Raw genomic sequence first — 22,553 nt, forward strand, 5'->3', positions numbered from 1 at the left:
CGGCCCGAGCACCGGATCGTCCTCGAAAAGCCGGACCCGGCACACGGCCGGGTCCGGGATCGAGCTCGCTACGCCCTCACATCATGCCGAGCGTGCGCGGCAGCCACAGCGACATGGCGGGCCAGTAGGTGACCAGCACCAGGAACACCAGCATCGACAGCAGCCACGGCCAGACCGCCACCGTGAGCTCGGTGATGCCCATCTTGGTGATGCCACTGGCGACATACAGGTTCAGGCCCACCGGCGGGTGGCACATGCCCACTTCCATGTTCACCACCATGATGATGCCGAAGTGCACCGGATCGATGCCCAGCTTGATGGCGATCGGGAACAGGATCGGCGCCAGGATCAGCACGATCGATGACGGCTCCATGAAGTTGCCCGCGATCAGCATCAGGATGTTGGCCATGATCAGGAAGCCGATCATCCCCACGCCGGTTCCGATCATGAAGTCGGCCATTTCCTGCGGGATGTTCTCGTGCGTGAGCAGGAAGGAGAACAAGACCGCGTTGGTGATGATGTACAGCAGCATCGCGCTCATGTTGGCGGAGTTCAGCAGCACCTTGGGCACGTCCTTCATGCCCAGATCCTTGTACACGAACACCGCGACGAAGAACGCATACACCGCACTCATCGCCGCCGCCTCGGTGGGCGTGAAGATGCCGGTGTAGATGCCGCCCATGACCACCACGATCAGGAACAACCCCCAGGCCGAATCCTTGAACGCCTTCGCACGCTGTGCCCAGGTCGCCTTCGGAAGGCGCGGGTAGCCGAACTTGCGCGCACGGTTCCAGGTCGTGAAGCCGAGGAAGGCCGCAAGCAGGATGCCGGGCACGACGCCCGCCATGAACAGGGCGCCGACCGAGGTGTTGGTCGACACCGAGTACATGACCATCACGATCGAGGGCGGAATCAGGATCCCGAGCGCACCCGAGGTGGTGATCACGCCGGCACCGAACTTGTTCGGAAAGCCCTGCTTGACCATCGCCGGCAGCAGGATCGCGCCGATCGCAACCACCGTCGCCGGGCTCGACCCCGACACCGCGGCGAACAGGGCGCAGGCGACTACGCCGCCCAGCCCCAGGCCGCCGTGCCAGTGACCGACCATCGAGGTGGCGAAATTGATCATCCGCCTCGCGACGCCGCCATGGGTCAGGAAGTTGCCTGCGAGGATGAAGAACGGGATCGCCATGATCTCGAACTTCTCGATGCCGGTGAACAGCTTGAGTGCCACCGACTCGATCGGCACCTCGGTCATCGTGAAGAGGAAGGTCAGCACGGTGAGGCCGAGCGAAATGGAGATCGGCATGCCGGTGAGCATCAACACCAGCAGCAGGATGAAGATGATTGCGGCGCTCATTTCTTGCCTCCTTGCTGCTTGTCACGACCCTCGCCGATCTGCTTGTGCTTGAGGTCGCGCGGGTGCAGGTTGTCGCCCATGTCGTAGGGATTGACATCGACCGGCACGTGCTCCTCCTCGATGCCGTCGACATGGCCGTGATCGTGATGCGGCAGCTCGCCGGTGCGGATGAAGGCGACCATCACCTGCAGGAAGCGGAAGCACATCAGGTAGGAACCGAACGGGATCGCCGCATAGACCATCCAGGTCGGCCACTCGAGATCGGGCGTGGTGGGGCCTTCGAAGAGATCGCCGGTATCCATGCCGAGCCAGGACAGGATCTGGTAGTGGGCCCCGTTCTCGAGCACGAAGGTGGCCCCGAGCGTGCCGACGATGCCGGTGAAGAGGGCGCCGGCGGCGAGCCCGATGACGACGAACCGGGCACGATTGGGCGCGGACAGGCGGTTGATCAGCACGTCGACCCCGACGTGGATGCCGGTGCGAACGCCGTACGCCGCGCCGAACTTCGCCATCCACACGAACATGATGATGGTCAGCTCCTGCGCCCATCCGAGGTTGAGCCCGAGCAGCCAGTCCTGCAGCCCGGGGATCTCCAGGCCCGAGCCATAGCGGTGAACGACCGAGACGAAGATGATCAGCGTCGCGGCCCCCATGAGGAAGGTGATGAGCCATTCCTCCAGATGATCCAGAATCTTCAGCATTGCGACCTCCTCAAACAAAACGCCCGCGAGCGCGGATGCAGCCAGCGGGCGTGCGACAGATCAATCAGGGAAATCAGAGCTTGGCCGGATCGAACCCGGTTTCCTTGTAGATCGACTGGATCAGCTCTGCGCCGATGCGCGACTCCATCTTCTTGTGCACCGGGACGAGCGCCTTCTTGAACGCGGCTTTCTCTTCGGCGGTCGGCGCATAGACCTCGGTCTTGCCGGAGGCACGCACCGCCGCGAGCGACTTGTCGTTCTCTTCCTTGGCGATCTGGTTGGCGTAGACGGTCGATTCCTTCATCGCCTTGTCGAGCTGCGTGCGCACCTCGGCCGGCAGGCCGTCCCAGAACTTCTTGTTGGTGATGACCGCATAGCCCAGGTAGCCATGGTCGGTCAGGGTCATGTGCTTCTGCACCTCGTGCATCTTCTGGGTGTAGAGGTTGGAGTGCGGGTTCTCGGTCCCATCGACGACGCCGGTCTGCAGCGCTTGGTAGACCTCGGAGAAGGCCATCACCTGCGGCAGCGACTTGATCTCGCGCATCTGCTCTTCCAGCACCTTGGACGACTGGATGCGCATCTTCTTGCCCTTGAGGTCTTCCGGCTTCCTGATCGGGCTATTGGCCGAGAACGACTTGAAACCGTTGTCCCAGAAGGCTAGGCCCTTGATGCCCTTGGGCTCGAGCTTGGCGAGCAGCTGCTGGCCGACCGCACCTTGGGTGACCTTGTTCAGCGCCTCGTAGCCGTCGAAGATGTAGGGCAGATCGAAGACCTCGAACTCCTTGACACCGAGCGGACCGAACTTGGCCAGAGACGGCGCCAGCAGGTGCACGGCACCGAGTTGCAGCGCCTCCATCTCCTCCTTGTCCTTGTAGAGGGTACTGTTCGCGTACACCTCGACCTTGACCGCGCCGCCGGTGTATTTCTCGGCGAGCTCCTTGAATTTTTCGGCAGCCTTGCCCTTGGGCGTGTCCTGCGCCACCACGTGGCTGAACTTGATCACGATGGGGTCTGCGGCGACCGCTGCAGCAGACAGACCCACGGCAACCAGACCGACCAGAAGCGAACGGATCTTCATGAAAGCATCTCCTCCGAGAGAACTGCATCTAGGTAGTTTTCGCCGCCCGGACAGCTCCTTACCGGGCGCATGCACGGCGATAAGTTTCGCTGTGTCGGGGATCAGTATCGTTTCGCCCTGTGAGGGCTGCTATTGTGGATCTCCGCATGCGTGACAACCGCAAGCCGCCGGATCCCGACCCGCAGCCTTTTCCGATGAGCCTCTCCGACCCTCTCCCGCCCCCGGCGCGCCGGCGCTGGCTGCAGCAGCTGCCCTACCTCAGCCTGGCGCTCTTCCTCGCCGCGATCGCCGCGCTGGTGTGGCTCACCCGCGAGTACGACGACGAGGCCCAGCGCGCGACGCTGATCAGCGACGTGCTGTGGATGGAGCAGAACCTGCGCTTCAACCTGGACCGCAACGAGAACCACCTGCAGGAGATCGGCCCCGAGCTGCTCGCCACACCCACGCTGTCGGCGCAGACCGAGGCTCGGCTCGCCAGCCTGCTGACATCCGAGCGCGGCCTCGCGCGCATCCTGTGGCTGTCGCCGGAAGGCGAAGTGCGCGGCGCGATGCCGCCGCTGGCTCCCGCCCAGGCGGTGCACGACGCCTCCGCGGATGCTGCCGCGGTGCCGGTCGACGAATCCAGCGTGCGGCTGGCACGCGCCATCGGCCGCCCGGTGTATGGCCCCGCGCATCCGGCGCCCGGTGGCACCCACCACTTCGAGGTGCACGTGCCGGTGTGGTCGGACGAGGCGCAGGTCGGCATGGTGGTCGGCGTGTATGCGCTCTCGGACGTGGTGATGCGCGAGCTGCCGTGGTGGTTCTCCGAGCGCTACCACGTCGCCGTGCTCGACAGCGACGGACGCACGATCGCCGCCAAGTCGAAAGTCGCGCCGGTGTCGCCGCGGCTGTCCTATTCGATGCCCTTCGATCCGCCCGGACACGGCCTCACGCTGCAGATCTCCGCCTACCGCTCCGACCCGCGCTGGATCCCGGTGCTGCTCGGCGCCTCGATCGTGCTGCTGGCCGGCATCATCGTGTGGAGCGTGATGCAACTGCGCCGCCAGCTCGCACGCCGTCAGCAGGCCGAGGTGGCGCTGCGCGCCGAGTCGGTCTTCCGCAAGGCGATGGAGGACTCGATGCTGACCGGCATGCGTGCGCGCGACCTCGAAGGCCGCCTCACCTACGTCAACTCCGCCTTTTGCCGCATGACCGGCTTCAGCGCGGACGAGCTGCTCGGTCGCAAGCCGCCGATGCCCTACTGGGACCCGGAAAGGCTGGAGCAGACCTTCGAGCTGCACCGCCAGATCATGACCAGCGGCAGCGCCAGCGAAGGCACCGAGGTGCGCCTGCGGCGCAAGAACGGCGAAACCCTCGACGTCCTCGTCTTCGAGGCGCCGCTGATCGACGCTTCCGGCCGCCACGCCGGCTGGATGGGTTCGGTGCTCGACATCACCGAACAGAAGCGCGCGCGCGAACAGGCCCGCCAGCAGGAGGAGCGCCTGCAGCAGAGCTCGCGCCTGATCACCATGGGCGAGATGGCGTCCACGCTCGCGCACGAGCTCAACCAGCCGCTCGCGGCGATCGCAAGCTACACCACGGGCTGCATCAACCGCCTGCAGGACGAGGCGCCGCTCGACCGCAGCGAGCTGCTCGACGTGCACCAGCGCATCGCCCGCCAGGCCCAGCGCGCCGGCGAGATCATCCGCCGGGTGCACGATTTCGTGCGCCGCTCCGAACCCAAGCGCGAGGCGCTCGACCTCGCCGCGGTGATCCGCGACGCCATCGGCCTGATCGAGGCCGACGCGCGCAAGCGCGGCATGCGGATCCGCAGCGAGCTCGCCGACGGCCTGCCGCAGGTGCCGGCGGACGCGGTGATGATCGAGCAGATCGTCGTCAACCTGGTGCGCAACGCGATGGACTCGATGCGCGACACCCCGCCAGCCGAGCGCGTCGTCGCCGTGCACACCGCACGCGAGGGCCGCTTCGTCACCGTCACCGTCGCCGACCGCGGCGCAGGCATTCCCGCCGAAACCGCCGCGCGGCTGTTCGAGCCCTTCTTCACCACCAAGCAGGAGGGCATGGGCATGGGACTCAACATCTGCCGCTCGATCGCCGAGCTGCACCGCGGCCGCCTGGCCTTCGAATCGCGGCCGGGCGGCGGTACCATCTTCACCCTTTCCCTCCCGGTGGACGCCGAGTTCGAATGAATCCCGCCTGCACGCACATCATCGACGACGACGAAGCCATCCGCGACGCCCTCGAATGGCTGTTCAAGACGCGCGGCGTACCCTGCCGGAGCTGGGCCTCGGCCGAGGCCTTCCTCGCCGACTGGCGCGGCGACTGGCGCGGCTGCATCGTGCTCGACATCCGCATGCAGGGCATGAGCGGGCTGGAGTGCTTCGACGAGCTGCTCGCGCGCGGCTGCCAGCTGCCGGTGATCTTCATCACCGGCCACGGCGACGTGCCGATGGCGGTGGCGGCGCTCAAAAAGGGCGCCTTCCACTTCATCGAGAAGCCCTTCAACGACCACGATCTCGTCGACCTTGTCGAGAAGGCGCTCGCCACCGACGACGAGCGCCTGCGCGCCGCCGCCAGCCGCGAGACCATCGAGGCACGCCTGGCCACGCTCACCCAGCGCGAGCGCGAGGTCATGGAGCTGATCCTCGAAGGCAAGTACAACAAGGTGATCGCCGACGACCTGTCGATCTCGATGCGCACCGTGGAGGCGCACCGCTCGCGCATCTTCGAGAAGATGGAGGTGCGCTCGGCGGTCGAGCTGGCACAGCTGCTGACCACGCTGCGCACCTGAGCGCGGGCGCCACCGTTCAGCGCTCAGGGTGGCGGCGCGGGGGTGACGCCGCCCGGTCGCCACTCCGGCACGAGCCCCGCTGCCCCCGGCGCGCAGGCGAACTCCGCCGCCACGCCGATGCCGCCCACCCACGCGGGCTCGCCGTCCACCCACAGCACCGGCAGGCGGTCGCGCAGCCACGCGGGAATCGCGGCCTCCTGGCAGAGCTTGCGCAGCTCGCGCCGCGGCCGCGCGGGGTGCAGTCGCATGCGCAGACCCTCGCGCCGGGGCCCGAGCAGGACCTCGCCGGCATCTTCGAGGCAGCCCCTGCCCAGTCCGGCGCCGATCGACGCCACGAGGCGTACTTCATCCCCGCCCCAGTGCATCGCCGCCTCGCCCTGCCAGTGCAGCGCCTGCGGAGCGGGCGGCTGCGCCGGCTCCAGCCACACACGATCGCGGTAGGCGCAGCACACCCAGGCGCCGAGCGGCAGACGCAGGGGGTGGGCGGGTTCGCACGCGCGCAGCTGGCGCAGGGCTTCGCCGAGCGGCGCCGCGCCGGGCAAGGGCGCACCGGACCCGAGCAGCAGCCAGCGCAGCAGGTTGGCCTGGCGCGCCGGCGTCAGGGCGAGCAAGTCCGCGCGGCACAGCACGGGCGCGCCGCAGGCCGCGGCATCGATCGCGGCGAGTTCGCCGAGCAGCGCGTCGGCCTCGGCGAAATGCGCGGCAGCGCGCGCCAGGTTCGGCACCGCCGCCGGGAAGAGGCCTTCGGCCACCGGCAGCAGACGATGGCGGAGGGCGTTGCGGGTGAAGCGCAGCTCGGCGTTGCTCTCGTCCTCCACCCAACCGAGTCCGTGCGCGCCCGCCCACTCGAGCAGCTGCGCGCGGCGCACCCCGAGCAGCGGGCGCAGCCGCCCCACCCGCCCTGCCCCGCCCGGCTCCACCGCGCGCATCGCCGCCGCCCCGCGCACGCCCGTGCCGCGCAGCAGGCGGAACAGCAGGGTCTCGGCCTGGTCGTCCTCGTGATGGCCGAAGGCGAGCCAGTCGCAGTCCACTTGGGCGAGCGCGGTGTGGCGCGCGGCGCGCGCGGCGGCCTCGAGGCCGTCGGCGTGGGCGCGCTCGACTTCGACGCGGAAGACTTGCAGGTGAACGTCCGCGGCCAAGCAGCGCTCGGCGCAGGCGCGCGCCCAGGCGGCGGCATTCGGGCTGAGGCCGTGGTCGACGTGGGCGGCGCGCAGGCTGAAGCCGAAGCGCGGCTGCAGGCGGCGCAGGAGCTCGAACAGCACCACCGAATCGACTCCGCCGGAGAGCGCGCAGCACACGCGACTGCCGGCGCCGACACCGGCAGCCGCGAGGACCGCGGCGGCGGATTCGGGCAGCACGTCGGCGGGCGGGGTCCTCATCGATGGAGTCGCGAGCGCAGGCGCAGCAGCGCGCGCCCGACCGGGCTCGAGCGGCGAGAAGGCCTCAGGCCGCCTTTTCCTTGTAGCGGCCGTAGCTCATCAGCTTCTGGTAGCGCTGCTCGACGAGCTCGGAGGGCGACAGCGCCTCGAGCTCGCGCAGCGCGTCGGCGAGCGCGCGCTTGAGCGTGGCGGCCATCGCACGGTGGTCGCGGTGGGCGCCGCCGATCGGCTCGTCGACCACCTTGTCGACCAGGTCGAGCGACTTCAGGCGCGCCGCGGTGATGCCCATGGTCTCGGCCGCGTCGGCGGCCTTCTCCGCGCTCTTCCACAGGATCGAGGCGCAACCTTCGGGCGAGATCACCGAGTAGGTCGAGTATTGCAGCATCAGCACGCGGTCGGCGACCGCGATCGCGAGCGCGCCGCCCGAGCCGCCTTCGCCGATGATGGTGCTGATGATCGGGGTCTTGAGCTCGGACATCAGGTAGATGCTGTGCCCGATCGCCTCGGACTGGCCGCGCTCCTCGGCGCCGATGCCGGGATAGGCCCCCGGCGTGTCGACGAAGGTGAACACCGGCAGCGCGAACTTCTCCGCCATCTTCATCAGGCGCATCGCCTTGCGGTAGCCCTCGGGGCGCGGCATGCCGAAGTTGCGCGCGATCTTTTCCTTGGTGTCGCGACCCTTCTGATGACCGATCACCACGCAGGCCTGGCCGTTGAAGCGCGCCAGCCCGCCTACGATGGCCTTGTCGTCGGCGTAGTTGCGGTCGCCGTGCAGCTCGTGGAAGTCGGTGAACATCAGGCTGGCGTAGTCCAGCGTGTAGGGGCGCTGCGGGTGGCGCGCGACCTGGGCGATCTGCCAGGGGCTGAGCTTGGCGTAGAGGTCCTTGGTCAGCGACTGGCTCTTGGCCTCGAGCCGCTTGATCTCGTCGGAGATGTCGACCGCCGGATCGTCCTGGACGAAGCGCAGCTGGTCGATCTTTTCCTCGAGTTCGGAGATCGCCGTTTCGAAATCAAGAAAGGTGGTCTTCATCCCGGGCTGTCCCAGTCAAAAATGTGCGCCATTGTAACGCCAGCCGCCCGGCCGCGCGCGGCGCGCGTGCTGCAGCGCAAAACCCGTGCTCGCGCGCAAAAGAATGGGGCGGCGCCTCGCGGCCACCGCCCCATTCCGGAAGGCGCCCGCCGTGGCGGGCGCTCCGGGTCAGTCGTTGTTGGCGAACCCCAGCAGGTGCAGCAGGCTGGTGAAGAGGTTGAAGATCGACACGAACAGCGACACCGTGGCCATGATGTAGTTGGTCTCGCCGCCGTGGATGATGTTGCTGGTCTCGTACAGGATGAGGCCCGACATCAGCATCACGAAGGCAGCCGAGACGGTCAGCGACAGCGCCGGGATCTCGAAGAAGATCGCGCCCAGGCCGGCAAGGAAGGCCACCAGGATGCCGACCATCAGGAAGCCGCCCATGAAGGAGAAGTCCTTCTTGGTGGTCACCGCGTAGGCCGACAGGCCAAGGAAGATCGCCGCGGTGCCGGCCATCGCCTGCATCACGATCGAGCCGCCATTGGGCAGGGCGAGGTAGGACGAGATGATCGGGCCGAGGGTGAAGCCCATGAAGCCGGTCAGCGCGAACACGAACACGATGCCCAGGCTGCTGTCGCGGAACTTGGTAGTGGCGAAGAGCAGGCCGAAGTAGCCGGCCAGCGTGATCAGGATGCCCAGGCGCGGCGCGCCCATCGCCATCGACAGGCCGGCGGTCAGCGCCGAGAAGGCCAGCGTGAGCGACAGCAGCATGTAGGTGTTGCGGATGACCTTGTTGGTCTGCAGGACCGAGGCTTCGGCCCGGCCCAGGGTACTGATGCGGTTTTCCATGGTGGAGGTCCTCCAGTGGGATCGTCGATTTGTTTTGGAACCGGCGCCGAACGGGCGGACGACCGGGGGTTTGCTGCAGGAACTACGAGAAAATCATGCCGGGATCGCGGCCATCGCCGGCCCGCGCTGGTGGCGGCGCACGCGCTGGGCGAGCACGCGGGCGACCCGGTCGGCGGCCTCGTCCACCGCCGCGCGCACGTCGAGCTGAGTGATGGCGAAAACCACATCGGGGAGGTTGCGCAGGCGCAGCTGAACCACGCAACGCTTGTCGGCGCCGCCCTCCGCACCATTCACATCGGCGACCTTCACGCGCGCCCACTGGATGTGGTCGCGGAAGCGGCCAATCGAAGCACGCATCCGCTGCGCCACGTAGTCGCGCAGGCCGGGGGCGGTCTCCACACCGTCGCAATGCAGATCGATACGCATGTCCAGTCTCCTTCGTTTTCGTTGCACGGATCCATCGGGCCCTGTGCTCCGGTGGATACTACCGCTCAGACTGTTCGATAGAATCTCGGTTCAGCAGAATTTGAATCCGATTTTTCCGAAGTATCGAAGTGCGCACGCCGGAGGCGCCCCATGCTGAACTACAAGCAGCTCCATCATTTCTGGACGGTGGCCCGCGCGGGTGGGATCGTGCGCGCGGCGGAACGTTCCGGCCTGGCGCCGCAGACCCTGTCCGGCCAGATCGCCACCCTGGAGACCGATCTCGGCGTAAACCTGTTCAAGCGCCAGGGCCGCGGCCTGGTGCTGACCGAGACCGGGCGCATGGTGCTGGACTACGCCGAGGAGATCTTCCGCCTCGGCAACGAGCTCGAGGAAGCGCTGCAGAGCCGCGCGACGGGGCGCGCGGTGCCTTTCCGGGTGGGCATCGCCGACGTGGTGCCGAAGGCGATCGCGTGGTTGCTGCTGGCACCCTCGATGGATCTCCCCGAGCCGATGCGCATCGTCTGCCGGGAGGGCAAGTTCGACGCCCTGCTCGGCGAACTCGCGATCCACAAGCTCGACGTGGTGCTCGCCGACAGCCCGCTGCCGCCCGCCATGGACGTGCGCGGTTTCAGCCACGCGCTCGGCGAATCGACCATCGGCTTCTACGCCGCGCCCGCGCTCGCCGCCCGCCTTGCCGGCGACTTCCCCGCCCGCCTCGACGGCGCACCGCTGCTGCTGCCCGGGGTGGAGGCGAGCGTGCGCGGGCCGCTGCTGCGCTGGATCGAGGCCGCCGGGCTGCGCCCGCGCATCGTCGGCGAATTCGACGACAGCGCGCTGATGCGCGCCTTCGCCGAGGCCGGCGCGGGCATCTTCCCGAGCGCTTCGCTGGTCGGCGAGCAGCTCTGCCGCCAGGGCGGGCTGGTGCATCTGGGGGACGCGAAGGGCGTCACCGAAACCTACTACGCGATCTCGGTGGAGCGCAGACTGACCCACCCCGCGGTGCGCGCGATCAGCGAGGGCGCGCACGCGAAGCAGAACTTCGCCTGATTTGATTTTCGCCCCGGGGCGCTACAGAATCGCGGGCCGGGAACGGACGGCGACCGGCAACGCTGGCAAGCGCGCTCCCTCAGCAAGAAGGCAGGCAGCCGGAACGCAGGAAGAGGAAAAGCGAGCGGAGGACTCCGTCGCGAACGACTACTCGACGGGCGGGGTCGAACGCCGCGTTCATCGAAGAGCCGCCGGCGGTCGATGCCGACCGGCGGAGCCGAAAACTGGTGCGAGAGTGGAACCCACAAAAACAGCCCAAGCCCATAAATGACGGGCTTTTTGCTCAATTCGATTTCCGCGCTACCGTCAAAGTTACCGTCATCCGGGCTGACTGCCCCGTCAAGCAGGTCACCGCCAGAGCACCGGACGCACCCGGAAGGACACGCCGAGACCGCCACCGTGCTCCGCAGGCGGCTCCAGGCTGAACGAACCATTCACCCATCCCGCCATCACGCACGCCCACCCGCAGCAGACGCCATCCAGGGGCAGCAGGCCGGCAGCACGGCGGCGCGGAACAGCTGGTGGGAGTGGCGGACGGACGCGCAACCAACCAGGAGCAGACGCGCCAATCCCCACCACCCTTCCCTGGCCGGCGAATGCGGACGCATCAGCTCGCGAGGACGAAGCGGCGACAACGTGAGCCGCTGACCCGAAGGCGCAGACACGGCAGGCGAGAGGGGAAGGACAGGAAGGTGACGCGAAACGACCAGCGCACGAAAGCCGAACCGCGAAGGCTGAGAGAGCATGGGCGCTGCCCACACCCGCCAAGGGGCTGCCCCTTGTGACCCCGTAGAGATCATAAGAGGGGGCACGCTTGAAACCCGCGCCGTTGCTGGAGGGCACCGACTTTAAAGTCGGCCCGACCGACAATAAAGTCGGTTCGCCTCAAGGTGAAGCAAGAAGCGCGCCAGCCCCGAAAAAGCACTGTATGCACGAACAGTGCAAACCCGTTTCGCACAGGTCTCGAATGGTATAATCGAAGTTGTGAAGCGATTACAGCGTCTCCCCAGACACCGCCTCACATCAACCGAATCAACCAGCTGCAAAGCCGATCAACCACCGAGATGGAGCCGAGAGTATGACCACTGCCACCCACGAAATCAAGCCCGCCGCCAGCAAGCTGCTCTACCGCGTCAATCAGCTGACCGCCGAAATCGGCATCAGCCGTGCCCACCTGTACCAGCTCGTCAAGCGCGGCGAATTCCCGCAGCCGATCAAGATCGGCGATCGCGCGATTGCATGGCCCGCCCAGGCTATCGAGGCATGGATCGCCGAGCGCGCAGCCGCATCCCAAGGGGCGGCCTGATGTTCAAGATCGACAGCCACGTTCCAATCCCACCGCCGGAGACCCGCCGCAAGCCCCGGCCAACCTGCCGCGAGAATGATCCACTGACCGCCGAGCGGGCGCGCGAACTGCTGGACTACAGCCCCGATACCGGCGAACTCCGGTGGAGGGCAGGCCCACGGAAAGGGCGAAAGGCCGGCAAGATCGACACAAAGGGGTATGTAACCGTTCTGATCGACGGCCTGACCTACCGGGCGCACCGCGTTGCATGGCTCATCGTACATGGCCGATGGCCGGTCGAGGTGATCGACCACATAAACAGAGTCACGAGTGATAACCGCATCTGCAACTTGCGTGAATGCACCCTTGCCGAGAACGCGCAGAACACCGCGTTGCGCGCCAACCAGCAGAGCGGCCTGCCCGGCGTGATCAAGCGTGGGGGCCGTTGGGCGGCGCAGGTTTGGGAGGGCGGCTGGCCGCGCATCGTCGGTCAGTTCGATGACAAGCACGAAGCACACCGCGCCTACCTTGCAGAGAAGGCCCGCATTCACCCGATGTTCAACCCACATGCGGAGGCATTCGCATGAACAAGCGGGCGATCAGAGAGGCGAAAGCCCAGGTACGCTGGTTCCTCAGTCAGCACGTTCCGCCCGCATTCCGCAAGATTTTCGAGCGGGCGCTATCTAGCGGAGCGAGCCCCGACGCCGTAATCGCGGCCTGCTGCTTTGCCTGCCGTCGATTCGACCCGTCAAAGGTCAGTCGCTGCGCCAAGTCAGATTGCGATCTGCACCAGTGCCGCCCCATCGGCGACGACTGGCGGGAGGTGGCCGCGTGAAGCCGATGCCGTATCCGTGGGCCATGATCGATACGGACTTCATTTTCCAGAAGCTAGCCAAGCATCCCGCCGCCCTCAGCGTCGCCATGTATGCGGCGCGCGAGTTGCAGAACGCTGGCATTGACGGAAGTGTCGTGATGTTGAGAAAGTCGGACATCATGAAGGATCTCAAAATCACCGAGAAAACGGTTGAGCGGGCCGTTAAGCATCTGGTCGAGACTCGCGCTTTCGTTCGCCCAGGCGGGAAGGGCTCTTACGAGTTCCAGCTGACCTATGCTCGAGTCGGGAAAACGGCGGCGCACAAGGAGGCCAAGCGCACCCAAAAGGAGAGCACCGAGGCACGCGAAAGCCGCCAGATGCAGCGGGAGTCATGGACATGGGCCACCCATCCGAACGCCGAGCACGCCAACCAACCCCAAGAGGAGGTAGCATGAACGCCCATTCACGCAAGGCGCTTCGTGCTCTGATCGAGGGCGGCGCGACGATCCGATACGAACAGGATGGCGACCGGCTGATGCTGGGCGGCGAGGAGCAGACGAGGAAACGCCTGCGTGATCGCATCGTGAAGCACCGCGCCCACCTGATCCCCGTCGTCGTGGATGCCGAGCAGATGGCCGAACAGCTGTTGAGCCGGATAATGGCCGACGTGAAGGCGGGAAGCCCGGCGCCTGCACCGATGGCCCGACGCAGGAAGGCACGCCACCCGGAAGCGAAGGGCGCCCGGTAACAGCACAGAGGCATGGGGAGGGTGAAACACCCACCTCTTGCCACACCGGCAGCCGGCCGGAGACTCGGATGCTGGCGACGGGCGGAAGCGAGTGCATTCAACGCAACACCCCGGCCGGCACGCCACCGCACCCCGAGCGCGGCACGCTGGCTACTGGCTGCTAGCTGGCCCTCCTGGCTGGCGGATCGGTCGTCAGGCCGGCATAACCACCGCCGGGAAGCCGCTACCACCAAGCGGCACGTCCAAATGCAACCATGTTGCATGGTCCCGCGTTTCCGCTCTGTCCGCTCGGTCACGAAAGTCCGCAGCGGAAGCGAGCCGCCCCCACCATCCCGCCATGCGAAACGCAACCGAGGCGCAGAAAGCCGGCATTGTCCCGCCATTGCCTGAAGCTCCCGCCATTGCTGGCGCTCTGGCTGCCGTATGGGCCGCAGGAGCCGACGAAACGACCGAAGGCACCCTACCCCATGTCGGCGGGCTCAGGATGGCGTAGCGGGGCTGTATTGAAGCCGAGAGGGTGTGGAGCTGGTCAAGCGATGTTCAGCGGGTGCGAGTAAATGCGAGCCGTTCTCATTTGCGGCCGCCGCCACACTCCCACCGAAGCCGGAACGCTGATACATTCCTGTCATGAACCAACATGCCAAGCTCATTGCAGCCGGCGTCATACTCGGCGCCGCCATCCTCGCCCACTTCTTCCGCTTTGAGGTCATTCCCACTGCTACGGGCCTTGCATACCGCCTTGATCGCTGGACCGGAGAGGTAACGCTCCTTCGGCTGAACAAGGAAGAGAGGATTGCAGCCCCGAACGTATTCGATGATCTTAAGATGCCCACCCTTCCGCAATAAGATAGCAACCTAAGTTGTTGATTTACAAACAGTAGTTGTATTGCATATTCGTTCATGCGATGGCATGATGGCTGCACCTGATGACTTTCAACCAAGGAGCAGAACATCATGCAAACCACCTTCGCCGCCGAACGTAACGCCCGCGCCGCTCACGCCATCGCCGTCCTGCTGGAAGAGGCCGCACTTGCGCGCGAGAACGGGGAAGCCCTGAGCGTGAATCTTGATCGTGGTCTGGAGTCTGCGCTACAGACAGCCGTGGTCGAGCTGCTGCGCCCGGTTGCCTGATCGAGCCGGAAAGGGCTGGCAGCTGAGAGGCCCGCCCGCAGGATCAAGCGCCGTCCTTCGTGGCGGCGTTTTCCTTTTCGCGCTCGGCCGCAACCTCGCCCGCCTGCTGCATCAGGCGCAGCCTCTCGTTGGCCAGCTTCTCGGCCACCAGCTTGAGCACGTTGGCGCGGCGCTCGAGTGGCAATGCTGCCAGCTTCGCTCTGGTCTTCTCGCTCAGAGGCATGGTTTTCACTCCGTCATCATGGAGCGGTCATCGTAGCCGGCGGCGCGGTGACACACCAGGGAGGAAGCAGCCGGCGAACAGCTGTTGATCGCAGAATGCGGAAGCAATAGGCGAGGGCTATCGAACCCCAACCCCGTTCGACTTCGAGGGCGCCGCCGTGCGCGTGGTGAAGATCGACGGCGAGCCGTGGTTCGTGGCGAAGGATGTTGCGGGCCTGCTTGGCTTTTCGCACGCGCCGCACATGCTGCGCATCCCGGACGAAGACGAGATAGCCGTCCGCATTGTGGACACCCCTGGCGGAAAGCAAGAAGCCGCGATCATCAGCGAGTCCGGCCTGTACGCGATCGTCCTCAAGAGCCGTAAGCCCACTGCCAAGCGGTTCAAGAAGTGAGTGACGGGCACCGTGCTGCCCGCGATCCACAAGGATGGCGCCTACATCATGGGCGAGGAGAAGGCTATTCTCAGGATAGGGCTGCCGCTGCACGCTCCCTGCTGCCCGCCCTGGCTGGCGAACAGCTGTTACGCCGCGACCGGCCCACGGATCGGCACGACCTGCGCGCCGCGCTTCAGCTTGTCCAGGTGGTCCGCCCATTCCTGCATCATCGTCCGCCGCTCGGGCAGGTACTCCGCGAAGTTGTAGGCGGCACTGACTGCGTTGCGCTCGGCGTGGGCAAGCTGGCGCTCGATGACGTGGTGCGGGTAGCTCAGTTCGTGCAGCAGGGTCGATGCCATGCTGCGGAAGCCGTGGCCGGTCATCTCGTCGCGCGTGTAGCCGAGTCGGCGCAATGCGGCGTTGATCGTGTTCTCGCTCATCGGGCGCCCGCCGCCGCGCTCGGACGGGAAGACGTACCGCTTGCCGGCGGTCAGCGGCTGAATCTCCCGCAGGATCGCCACAGCCTGAGCAGATAGCGGGACGATGTGCGTCTCAGCCATCTTCATCTTGTCGGCGGGGATGCGCCATTCCGCCGCGTCAAGGTCGATTTCGGCCCACTCGGCATAGCGCAACTCGCCGGGACGCACGAACACAAGGGGCGCGAGCTGAAGGGCGCACTTCGTCACGAACGAACCGACGAAGCCGTCAATCGCCCGCATCAGGGCGCCGACCTGCTTGGGATCGGTGATGCTGGCGTGGTGCCGGGTCTTCACCGGCTGGAGCACGTCCCGCATTTCGATGTCGCGCGACGGGTCACGCACGCAGAGGCCATGCCCGACGCCATAGCGGAAGATTCGGCCGATCGCCTGATGCATTCTCCTGGCGATGTCGTGGGCGCCGCGCCCGTCGATGCGCTTGATGACCTTCAGCACGTCGGGGGCTGTGATCTGGTCGATTGGCTGGGCGCCGATGAAGGGGAATACATCGCCTTCCAGACGCCGCAGCAGCTTGTCTGCCGTGCTCGCCTTGATGACGGTAACCTGCTTGCCGTACCACTCGCGAGCTACCGCCTCGAACGTGTTGCCTACCGTCGCGACCTTCGTTGCCTTGCGGTGCGCGCTCGGATCGATCCCAGCGGCGACCAGCTTGCGCGCATCCTCCCGCCTCTCCCTGGCCTGCTTCAGCGAGACATCCGGATACACGCCCATGCTCAGGGTCTTGCGCTTGCCGGCGAGGCGGTAATCGAAGCGCCACCACTTCGCGCCCGAGGGCTGGACGAGTAGATAGAGCCCGTCGCCGTCTGTTATCTTCACGGGCTTGCCGGCCGGCTTGGCGTTGCGGATTGCGGTGTCTGAGAGAGCCATGACGGTAACTCGGTGGCGGTAGTTGATGGGTTACCGTCGAAGCTACCGTCAAAGCTACTGGAAATCAAGACACGAATCTGGACGCAGGAAGACGTAAAGAACGGCTAACTGCTTGAAGAGTAAAGCGTTAATGAACGATTGAAGACATCCAAAAACATCCATATGGTGCCGAGAGTGGGACTCGAACCCACACACCTTGCGGCGGCGGATTTTGAGTCCGCTGCGTCTACCGATTCCGCCATCCCGGCACGGGACGCGCATTATCCCCGAACACGAGGCGGGGCGGCAAGCGAGCCGTCAGCCGCTCCGGACCAGAACAATCTCCACCGAACACAACACGATGTCCCTCACCCTCGCCGACTTCGACTACACCCTGCCTCCCGAGCTGATCGCCCAGGCACCGCTGGCCGAGCGCAGCGCCAGCCGCCTGCTCGTGCTGGAGCCGCAGGAGGGCGCCACGCCGCGGCTCACCGACGCGGTGTTTTCCGCCCTTGCGGAGCGCGTGAATCCCGGCGATCTGCTGGTGTTCAACGACACCCGCGTCATCCATGCCCGTCTGCACGGCGTCAAGGACAGCGGCGGCCAGGTCGAGGTGCTGATCGAGCGGCCGGTCGGCCCGCACGAGGCGCTCGCCCAGGTGCGGGCGAGCAAGTCGCCGAAGACCGGCAGCCGGCTGCGCCTGGCGGACGCGTTCGAGGTCGAGGTGCTCGGCCGCGTGGGCGAGTTCTTCCACCTGCGCTTTCCGCCCGACGAAGACCTCCTTGCGCTGCTCGAGCGCCACGGCAAGCTGCCGCTGCCGCCCTACATCCAGCGCGCCGCAGGCGAGGCCGACGAGTCCCGTTACCAGACGGTCTATGCACGCGCGCCCGGCTCGGTCGCCGCGCCCACCGCCGGCCTGCACTTCGACGACGCGCTGCTCGCGCGCATCGCCGCGCGCGGCGCCCAGTGCGCCTGGCTCACCCTGCACGTGGGCGCCGGCACCTTCCAGCCGGTGCGCGTCGACGATCTCGGCGAGCACCGCATGCACCGCGAGCGCTACGTGATCCCGCAGGAGACGGTGGACGCCATCGCCGCCACCCGCGCCGCCGGCGGGCGCGTGATCGCGGTCGGCACCACCAGCATGCGCGCGCTCGAGGCCGCGGCGCAGGAGGGCGCGCTCGAAGCCGGCAGCGGCGAGACCGAGATCTTCATCCTGCCCGGCTTCCGCTTCCAGGTGGTGGATGCGCTGGTCACCAACTTCCACTTGCCCAGATCCACCCTGATGATGCTGGTGTCGGCCTTCGCCGGCATGGACAGCATCCGCCGCGCCTATGCGCATGCGGTCGAGCAGCGCTACCGCTTCTTCAGCTACGGCGACGCGATGTTCATCACCCGCCGCAACGAATCCGAGAACGACAAGAACGACGATGCAGTTTGAACTCCTCACCACCGACGGCGGCGCCCGCCGCGGACGCCTCACCCTCGCCCACGGCGTGGTCGAGACCCCGGTCTTCATGCCGGTCGGCACCTATGGCACGGTCAAGGCGATGACGCCGGCCATGCTCTCCGACATCGGCGCGCAGATCTGCCTGGGCAACACCTTCCACCTGTGGCTGCGCCCGGGGCTGGACATCATCTCCGCGCACCAGGGCCTGCATCGCTTCATGGCCTGGGACAAGCCCATCCTCACCGACTCGGGTGGCTTCCAGGTCTTCAGCCTGGGCGCGCTGCGCAAGATCAGCGAGGAAGGCGTGAAGTTCGCCAGCCCGATCGACGGCGCGAAACTCTTCCTGACGCCCGAGATCTCGATGCAGATCCAGAGCGTGCTGAACTCGGACATCGTGATGATCTTCGACGAATGCACGCCCTACCCCGCCACTCGCGACGAGGCGGCCAAGTCGATGCGCCTGTCGCAGCGCTGGGCGAAGCGCTCGCGCGACGAGTTCGATCGCCTCGAGAACAAGAACGCCCTCTTCGGCATCGTCCAGGGCGGCATGTACGAGGACCTGCGCGACGAGTCGCAGGCCGCACTCGAAGACATCGGCTTCCACGGCTTCGCCATCGGCGGCCTGTCGGTGGGCGAACCCAAGGACGACATGGCGCGCATCCTCGCCCACACTGCGCCGCGCCTGCCGCAGGGCAAGCCGCGCTACCTGATGGGCGTGGGCACGCCCGAGGACATCGTCGCGGGCGTCGCCGCCGGCATCGACATGTTCGACTGCGTGATGCCCACCCGCAACGCCCGCAACGGCTGGCTGTTCACCCGCTACGGCGACATCAAGATCAAGAACGCGGTGCACAAGGCCGACACCCGCCCGCTCGACCCAAGCTGCGACTGCTACACCTGCCGCAACTTCAGCCGCGCCTACCTGCACCACCTGCACCGCACCGGCGAGATCCTCGGCAGCATGCTCAACACGGTGCACAACCTGCGCTACTACCAGACGCTTACAGCCGAGCTGCGCGCCGCGATCGCGGCCGGCGAGTTCGCGCCCTACGTACAGCGCTTCCGCGGCGAGCGCGCCACCGGCACGGGCTGAACCCTTCGCCGCGCGGGCCGTCTCACCCCTCCCGGGCCCCGTCCCGGCTGCTGCTATACTTCATCGTTTTTCTTCCAACCGGAGTTTCAACGTGCTGATTTCCAATGCCTACGCCCAGGCCGCTGGCGCCGCCGACCCCACCGGAGGCCTGATGGGCCTGCTGCCGCTGATCCTGATGTTCGTGGTGCTGTGGTTCCTGATGATCCGCCCGCAGATGAAGCGCGCGAAGGAACACAAGGCCATGGTCGAGGCGCTCGCCAAGGGTGACGAAGTCGTCACCGGCGGCGGCATCGCCGGCCGCGTCGTCGAAGTCGGCGACAGCTTCGTGCAGATCGAAGTCGCCCCCAACACCGTGGTCGCCGCGCAGAAACAGGCCGTCGCCACCGTGCTGCCCAAGGGCACGCTGAAGGCGATCTGACCCTCCCGGCGCGGTGGCGGGCGGCTCGACCGCGCCGCCGCCGCGGGCCCATGGCCGGCCCCTGCAATCCGTCGCCGCCCCCACGGGTGCGGCCAGGCGCCCGGCAGGCGCAGCCCGACGCCTCCCGTCGGGCCCCGCTCCACCCAAATTCCCGCCGACGATGAACCGCTATCCCCTCTGGAAGAACCTCCTGATCGGCCTCGTGCTGCTCTGGGGCCTGATCTACACCCTGCCCAACTTCTACGGCGAGGTGCCGGCGGTGCAGGTGTCCAGCGCCAAGGCCACGCTCAAGCTCGACACCGCGGCCACCACCGACCGCATCGCCGGTGCGCTCAAGGCGGCCGGCATCGAGAACACCGGCATCTTCTCCGACGCCACCAGCGTGCGTGCCCGCTTCAAGGACACCGAGACCCAGCTGCGCGCCAAGGACGTCATCGAGCAGACCTTCAACCCCGACGCCGCCGACCCGTCCTACGTGGTCGCGCTCAACCTGCTGTCGGCCTCGCCGAGCTGGCTCACCTCGATCCAGGCGCTGCCGATGTATCTCGGCCTCGACCTGCGCGGCGGGGTGCACTTCCTGCTCGAGGTGGACATGCCGGGCGCGCTGGTCAAGCGTCTCGACTCGACCACCGGCGACCTGCGCACCCTGATGCGCGACAAGAGCGTGCGCCACGCCGGCATCACCCGCGAAGGCAACACCGTGGTGATCCGCTTCCGCGACGCCGCGCAGCGCGAGGCGGGCCGGCGCGCGATCCTCGACAGCACCACCGACCTGCAGCTCGTCGAGCGCGACGATGCCGCCGACGACCTCAAGCTGGTCGCCACGCTGACGCCGCAGGCGCAGCAGACCATGCGCGACTTCGCGATCAAGCAGAACATCACCACCCTGCACAACCGCATCAACGAGCTCGGCGTCGCCGAGCCGGTGATCCAGCAGCAGGGTGCCGAGCGCATCGTCGTGCAGCTGCCCGGCGTGCAGGACGTGGCCAAGGCCAAGGACATCCTCGGCCGCACCGCCACGCTGGAAGTGCGCATGGTGGACGACACCCCGGGCGCGATCGAGCAGGCGCTCGCCGGCAGCGTACCCTTCGGCACGGAGCTCTACAACGAGCGTGGCGGCTCGCCGCTGCTGGTCAAGAAGCAGGTCGTGCTCACCGGAGACCGCCTCACCGACGCCCAGCCCGGCTTCGACGGCCAGACCAACGAACCCGCGGTACACCTCACGCTCGATGCCGCAGGCGCGCGCATCTTCCGCGACGTCACGCGCGAGAGCGTCGGCAAGCGCATGGCCATCCTGCTGTTCGAGAAGGGCAAGGGCGAGGTCGTGACCGCGCCGGTGATCCGCAGCGAGATCGGCGGCGGGCGCGTGCAGATCTCCGGTCGCATGAGCACCGTCGAGGCCAACGACGTCGCGCTGCTGCTGCGCGCCGGCTCGCTGGCGGCGCCGATGGAGATCATCGAGGAGCGCACCGTCGGCCCCAGCCTGGGCGCGGAGAACATCGCGAAGGGCTTCAACTCGACGCTGTGGGGCTTCCTCGCCATCGTCGTGTTCATGTGCGGCTACTACCTGCTGGTGGGCCTCGTTTCGTCGATCGCGCTCGCCGCCAACCTGCTGCTGCTGGTGGCGCTGCTGTCGCTGCTGCAGGCCACGCTGACCCTGCCCGGCATCGCCGCGATGGCGCTGACCCTGGGCATGGCGATCGACTCCAACGTGCTGATCAACGAGCGCATCCGCGAGGAACTGCGCAACGGCGCCAGCCCGCAGGCGGCCATCGCGGCCGGTTACGACCGCGCCTGGGACACCATCCTCGACTCCAACATCACCACGCTGATCGCGGGCATCGCGCTGCTGGTGTTCGGCTCCGGTCCGGTGCGCGGCTTCGCGGTGGTGCACTGCCTGGGCATCCTGACCTCGATGTTCAGCGCGATCCTGGTGTCGCGGATGCTGATCAATTTCATCTACGGCCGTCGCCGCAAGGTCGAAAGCCTGTCGATCGGCCAGGTGTGGAAGCCGGATACGAAATAAGCGGACGAACGCACAGGAAACACGACCATGGAATTCTTCCGCATCAAGAAAGACATCCCCTTCATGCGCCACGCGCTGGTGTTCAACGTCATCTCGTTGCTCACCTTCGCGCTGGCGGTCTTCTTCCTCCTCACCCGCGGCCTGCACCTGTCGGTGGAGTTCACCGGCGGCACCTTGGTCGAGGTCAGCTACGCCCAGGCACCGCAGCTCGAGCCGATTCGCGAGGCGCTGGCGGGCAGCGGCTACCCCGACGCGCAGGTGCAGAACTTCGGCAGCGCACGCGACCTGCTGATCCGCCTGCCCAACCGCGAGGACCTGGAGACATCGCGCGTGTCCGAGACGGTGATGAACACGCTGCAGCAGGTCGGCGGCCCCGCCCCCGAGCTGCGCCGGGTGGAATTCGTCGGCCCGCAGGTCGGCAAGGAGCTCGCCGCCGACGGCTCGATGGCGCTGCTGCTGGTGATCGTCGGCATCATGATCTACTTGGCGCTGCGCTTCGAGTGGCGCTTCGCGGTGTCGGCGATCATCGCCAACCTGCACGACGTCATCATCATCCTGGGCTTCTTCGCCTTCTTCCAGTGGGAGTTCTCGCTCCCGGTGCTGGCGGCGGTGCTGGCGGTGCTGGGCTACTCGGTGAACGAGTCCGTGGTGGTGTTCGACCGCGTGCGCGAGACCTTCAAGAAGAAGCGCAACATGACCACGCCGCAGGTGCTGGACCACGCGATCACGAGCACCATCTCGCGCACCGTGATCACCCACGGCAGCACGCAGGTGATGGTACTGTCGATGCTCGTCTTCGGCGGCGAAACGCTGTACTACTTCTCGCTCGCGCTGACGATCGGCATCTGCTTCGGCATCTACTCCTCGGTGCTGGTGGCGAGCCCGCTGGTGATGTGGCTGGGCGTGTCGCGCGAGCAGTTCATCAAGCCGAAGAAGGAGAAGGAAGAGGCGGTGGTCTGAGGCTGCTGCGCGCTTCCCGACCGGAAAAGGCGCCCGCGCGGCGCTT

At 66.8% G+C, this 22,553-nt stretch carries 25 protein-coding genes and 1 tRNA gene; 16 read left to right on the forward strand and 10 right to left on the reverse strand.

Annotation, left to right across the window (positions count from 1 at the left end; translation table 11 throughout):
• Positions 1-76 precede the first annotated feature (76 nt).
• From ACZ5PP_RS08665 to ACZ5PP_RS08675, 3 genes are all read right to left on the reverse strand, one after another.
• Positions 77-1,360 (reverse strand): TRAP transporter large permease, encoded by a 1,284-nt coding sequence (locus ACZ5PP_RS08665; RefSeq protein ID WP_004321715.1) that lies wholly within the window; start codon positions 1,358-1,360, stop codon positions 77-79.
• A complete protein-coding gene (locus ACZ5PP_RS08670) occupies positions 1,357-2,061 on the reverse strand; it encodes a TRAP transporter small permease (RefSeq protein ID WP_004321712.1) in 705 nt (234 codons plus the stop codon). The genes ACZ5PP_RS08665 and ACZ5PP_RS08670 overlap by 4 nt, the downstream gene beginning before the upstream one ends.
• A 73-nt stretch (positions 2,062-2,134) precedes the next feature.
• Entirely contained in the window at positions 2,135-3,139 is a 1,005-nt protein-coding gene (locus ACZ5PP_RS08675) for a TRAP transporter substrate-binding protein (protein ID WP_004321711.1), read from the reverse strand.
• A gap of 146 nt (positions 3,140-3,285) precedes the next feature.
• Here ACZ5PP_RS08675 and ACZ5PP_RS08680 point away from each other — a divergent pair, with 146 nt between their 5' ends.
• Complete coding sequence (locus tag ACZ5PP_RS08680) at positions 3,286-5,328, forward strand: ATP-binding protein (protein ID WP_004321709.1); 2,043 nt, start codon at positions 3,286-3,288, stop codon at positions 5,326-5,328.
• Positions 5,325-5,930, forward strand: coding sequence for a response regulator transcription factor (locus ACZ5PP_RS08685; protein ID WP_004321707.1), 606 nt, complete (start codon positions 5,325-5,327; stop codon positions 5,928-5,930). The genes ACZ5PP_RS08680 and ACZ5PP_RS08685 overlap by 4 nt, the downstream gene beginning before the upstream one ends.
• A gap of 23 nt (positions 5,931-5,953) precedes the next feature.
• Here ACZ5PP_RS08685 and tilS read toward each other — a convergent pair whose 3' ends face one another.
• From tilS to ACZ5PP_RS08705, 4 genes are all read right to left on the reverse strand, one after another.
• Positions 5,954-7,309: a tRNA lysidine(34) synthetase TilS gene (gene tilS / locus ACZ5PP_RS08690; RefSeq protein WP_052484410.1), complete on the reverse strand. Its 1,356-nt coding sequence runs from the start codon at positions 7,307-7,309 to the stop codon at positions 5,954-5,956.
• Between the two features lie 64 nt (positions 7,310-7,373).
• Positions 7,374-8,339 carry an acetyl-CoA carboxylase carboxyltransferase subunit alpha gene (locus ACZ5PP_RS08695; protein ID WP_043743239.1) on the reverse strand — a complete coding sequence of 322 codons (966 nt, stop codon included), beginning with the start codon at positions 8,337-8,339 and terminating at the stop codon, positions 7,374-7,376.
• Positions 8,340-8,507: 168 nt separating this feature from the next.
• Positions 8,508-9,173: a Bax inhibitor-1/YccA family protein gene (locus ACZ5PP_RS08700; RefSeq protein ID WP_004306308.1), complete on the reverse strand. Its 666-nt coding sequence runs from the start codon at positions 9,171-9,173 to the stop codon at positions 8,508-8,510.
• 93 nt (positions 9,174-9,266) lie between these two features.
• Positions 9,267-9,599: an HPF/RaiA family ribosome-associated protein gene (locus ACZ5PP_RS08705; protein WP_004306307.1), complete on the reverse strand. Its 333-nt coding sequence runs from the start codon at positions 9,597-9,599 to the stop codon at positions 9,267-9,269.
• Between the two features lie 150 nt (positions 9,600-9,749).
• Here ACZ5PP_RS08705 and nhaR point away from each other — a divergent pair, with 150 nt between their 5' ends.
• The 8 genes from nhaR to ACZ5PP_RS08745 all read left to right on the forward strand — a co-directional run bounded on the left by nhaR (position 9,750) and on the right by ACZ5PP_RS08745 (position 14,624).
• On the forward strand, positions 9,750-10,646 hold the full coding sequence (gene nhaR, locus ACZ5PP_RS08710; RefSeq protein ID WP_004306305.1) for a transcriptional activator NhaR: 897 nt from the start codon (positions 9,750-9,752) through the stop codon (positions 10,644-10,646).
• A 1,078-nt stretch (positions 10,647-11,724) separates the two neighbouring features.
• The gene (locus tag ACZ5PP_RS08715) at positions 11,725-11,952 is read left to right on the forward strand and encodes a helix-turn-helix transcriptional regulator (RefSeq protein WP_464826957.1); all 228 of its coding nucleotides are present in this window, start codon (positions 11,725-11,727) and stop codon (positions 11,950-11,952) included.
• The gene (locus ACZ5PP_RS08720; protein WP_464826958.1) at positions 11,952-12,518 is read left to right on the forward strand and encodes an HNH endonuclease signature motif containing protein; all 567 of its coding nucleotides are present in this window, start codon (positions 11,952-11,954) and stop codon (positions 12,516-12,518) included. The genes ACZ5PP_RS08715 and ACZ5PP_RS08720 overlap by 1 nt, the downstream gene beginning before the upstream one ends.
• Positions 12,515-12,766: a hypothetical protein gene (locus ACZ5PP_RS08725; RefSeq protein ID WP_464826959.1), complete on the forward strand. Its 252-nt coding sequence runs from the start codon at positions 12,515-12,517 to the stop codon at positions 12,764-12,766. The genes ACZ5PP_RS08720 and ACZ5PP_RS08725 overlap by 4 nt, the downstream gene beginning before the upstream one ends.
• Entirely contained in the window at positions 12,763-13,200 is a 438-nt protein-coding gene (locus tag ACZ5PP_RS08730; RefSeq protein ID WP_464826960.1) for a hypothetical protein, read from the forward strand. The genes ACZ5PP_RS08725 and ACZ5PP_RS08730 overlap by 4 nt, the downstream gene beginning before the upstream one ends.
• Positions 13,197-13,493, forward strand: a complete 297-nt coding sequence (locus ACZ5PP_RS08735; RefSeq protein ID WP_464826961.1) for a hypothetical protein — start codon at positions 13,197-13,199, stop codon at positions 13,491-13,493. Before ACZ5PP_RS08730 ends, ACZ5PP_RS08735 begins: the two co-directional genes overlap by 4 nt.
• A gap of 627 nt (positions 13,494-14,120) precedes the next feature.
• A complete protein-coding gene (locus tag ACZ5PP_RS08740) occupies positions 14,121-14,339 on the forward strand; it encodes a hypothetical protein (protein WP_464826962.1) in 219 nt (72 codons plus the stop codon).
• A 108-nt stretch (positions 14,340-14,447) separates the two neighbouring features.
• On the forward strand, positions 14,448-14,624 hold the full coding sequence (locus ACZ5PP_RS08745) for a hypothetical protein (RefSeq protein WP_464826963.1): 177 nt from the start codon (positions 14,448-14,450) through the stop codon (positions 14,622-14,624).
• Positions 14,625-14,667: 43 nt separating this feature from the next.
• Here ACZ5PP_RS08745 and ACZ5PP_RS08750 read toward each other — a convergent pair whose 3' ends face one another.
• A complete protein-coding gene (locus ACZ5PP_RS08750; protein WP_464826964.1) occupies positions 14,668-14,847 on the reverse strand; it encodes a hypothetical protein in 180 nt (59 codons plus the stop codon).
• A gap of 157 nt (positions 14,848-15,004) precedes the next feature.
• On the opposite strand from ACZ5PP_RS08750, the gene ACZ5PP_RS08755 reads away from it, so the two are divergent.
• Positions 15,005-15,238 carry a BRO-N domain-containing protein gene (locus ACZ5PP_RS08755; RefSeq protein WP_464826965.1) on the forward strand — a complete coding sequence of 78 codons (234 nt, stop codon included), beginning with the start codon at positions 15,005-15,007 and terminating at the stop codon, positions 15,236-15,238.
• Positions 15,239-15,366: 128 nt separating this feature from the next.
• On the opposite strand, the gene ACZ5PP_RS08760 is transcribed toward ACZ5PP_RS08755, so the two are convergent.
• Complete coding sequence (locus tag ACZ5PP_RS08760) at positions 15,367-16,584, reverse strand: tyrosine-type recombinase/integrase (protein ID WP_464826966.1); 1,218 nt, start codon at positions 16,582-16,584, stop codon at positions 15,367-15,369.
• A 163-nt stretch (positions 16,585-16,747) separates the two neighbouring features.
• Positions 16,748-16,832, reverse strand: a tRNA-Leu gene (locus ACZ5PP_RS08765).
• Positions 16,833-16,924: 92 nt separating this feature from the next.
• On the opposite strand from ACZ5PP_RS08765, the gene queA reads away from it, so the two are divergent.
• The 5 genes from queA to secF all read left to right on the forward strand — a co-directional run bounded on the left by queA (position 16,925) and on the right by secF (position 22,507).
• Positions 16,925-18,001 carry a tRNA preQ1(34) S-adenosylmethionine ribosyltransferase-isomerase QueA gene (gene queA / locus ACZ5PP_RS08770; protein WP_043743235.1) on the forward strand — a complete coding sequence of 359 codons (1,077 nt, stop codon included), beginning with the start codon at positions 16,925-16,927 and terminating at the stop codon, positions 17,999-18,001.
• Positions 17,991-19,103, forward strand: a complete 1,113-nt coding sequence (gene tgt / locus ACZ5PP_RS08775) for a tRNA guanosine(34) transglycosylase Tgt (protein WP_004306301.1) — start codon at positions 17,991-17,993, stop codon at positions 19,101-19,103. Before queA ends, tgt begins: the two co-directional genes overlap by 11 nt.
• A gap of 91 nt (positions 19,104-19,194) precedes the next feature.
• Entirely contained in the window at positions 19,195-19,521 is a 327-nt protein-coding gene (yajC, locus tag ACZ5PP_RS08780) for a preprotein translocase subunit YajC (RefSeq protein ID WP_004306300.1), read from the forward strand.
• A 160-nt stretch (positions 19,522-19,681) separates the two neighbouring features.
• Positions 19,682-21,547: a protein translocase subunit SecD gene (gene secD, locus ACZ5PP_RS08785; protein ID WP_004306298.1), complete on the forward strand. Its 1,866-nt coding sequence runs from the start codon at positions 19,682-19,684 to the stop codon at positions 21,545-21,547.
• 27 nt (positions 21,548-21,574) lie between these two features.
• Positions 21,575-22,507, forward strand: a complete 933-nt coding sequence (gene secF, locus ACZ5PP_RS08790; RefSeq protein ID WP_043743233.1) for a protein translocase subunit SecF — start codon at positions 21,575-21,577, stop codon at positions 22,505-22,507.
• The last annotated feature ends 46 nt before the right edge of the window (positions 22,508-22,553 follow it).

It is taken from the genome of Thauera sp. DNT-1, from assembly GCF_055393985.1.

Bases quoted from the DNA above. Each gene is read 5' to 3' on its own strand.
- ACZ5PP_RS08705 (WP_004306307.1), bottom strand. From the start codon at position 9,599: ATGCGTATCGATCTGCATTGCGACGGTGTGGAGACCGCCCCCGGCCTG.
- ACZ5PP_RS08700 (WP_004306308.1), bottom strand. From the start codon at position 9,173: ATGGAAAACCGCATCAGTACCCTGGGCCGGGCCGAAGCCTCGGTCCTG.
- queA (WP_043743235.1), top strand. From the start codon at position 16,925: ATGTCCCTCACCCTCGCCGACTTCGACTACACCCTGCCTCCCGAGCTG.
- ACZ5PP_RS08675 (WP_004321711.1), bottom strand. From the start codon at position 3,139: ATGAAGATCCGTTCGCTTCTGGTCGGTCTGGTTGCCGTGGGTCTGTCT.
- secD (WP_004306298.1), top strand. From the start codon at position 19,682: ATGAACCGCTATCCCCTCTGGAAGAACCTCCTGATCGGCCTCGTGCTG.
- ACZ5PP_RS08720 (WP_464826958.1), top strand. From the start codon at position 11,952: ATGTTCAAGATCGACAGCCACGTTCCAATCCCACCGCCGGAGACCCGC.
- tilS (WP_052484410.1), bottom strand. From the start codon at position 7,309: ATGAGGACCCCGCCCGCCGACGTGCTGCCCGAATCCGCCGCCGCGGTC.
- secF (WP_043743233.1), top strand. From the start codon at position 21,575: ATGGAATTCTTCCGCATCAAGAAAGACATCCCCTTCATGCGCCACGCG.
- ACZ5PP_RS08665 (WP_004321715.1), bottom strand. From the start codon at position 1,360: ATGAGCGCCGCAATCATCTTCATCCTGCTGCTGGTGTTGATGCTCACC.
- tgt (WP_004306301.1), top strand. From the start codon at position 17,991: ATGCAGTTTGAACTCCTCACCACCGACGGCGGCGCCCGCCGCGGACGC.
- ACZ5PP_RS08735 (WP_464826961.1), top strand. From the start codon at position 13,197: ATGAACGCCCATTCACGCAAGGCGCTTCGTGCTCTGATCGAGGGCGGC.
- ACZ5PP_RS08725 (WP_464826959.1), top strand. From the start codon at position 12,515: ATGAACAAGCGGGCGATCAGAGAGGCGAAAGCCCAGGTACGCTGGTTC.
- ACZ5PP_RS08740 (WP_464826962.1), top strand. From the start codon at position 14,121: ATGAACCAACATGCCAAGCTCATTGCAGCCGGCGTCATACTCGGCGCC.
- ACZ5PP_RS08760 (WP_464826966.1), bottom strand. From the start codon at position 16,584: ATGGCTCTCTCAGACACCGCAATCCGCAACGCCAAGCCGGCCGGCAAG.
- ACZ5PP_RS08685 (WP_004321707.1), top strand. From the start codon at position 5,325: ATGAATCCCGCCTGCACGCACATCATCGACGACGACGAAGCCATCCGC.
- ACZ5PP_RS08750 (WP_464826964.1), bottom strand. From the start codon at position 14,847: ATGCCTCTGAGCGAGAAGACCAGAGCGAAGCTGGCAGCATTGCCACTC.
- ACZ5PP_RS08715 (WP_464826957.1), top strand. From the start codon at position 11,725: ATGACCACTGCCACCCACGAAATCAAGCCCGCCGCCAGCAAGCTGCTC.
- ACZ5PP_RS08745 (WP_464826963.1), top strand. From the start codon at position 14,448: ATGCAAACCACCTTCGCCGCCGAACGTAACGCCCGCGCCGCTCACGCC.
- ACZ5PP_RS08670 (WP_004321712.1), bottom strand. From the start codon at position 2,061: ATGCTGAAGATTCTGGATCATCTGGAGGAATGGCTCATCACCTTCCTC.
- nhaR (WP_004306305.1), top strand. From the start codon at position 9,750: ATGCTGAACTACAAGCAGCTCCATCATTTCTGGACGGTGGCCCGCGCG.
- ACZ5PP_RS08680 (WP_004321709.1), top strand. From the start codon at position 3,286: ATGCGTGACAACCGCAAGCCGCCGGATCCCGACCCGCAGCCTTTTCCG.
- ACZ5PP_RS08695 (WP_043743239.1), bottom strand. From the start codon at position 8,339: ATGAAGACCACCTTTCTTGATTTCGAAACGGCGATCTCCGAACTCGAG.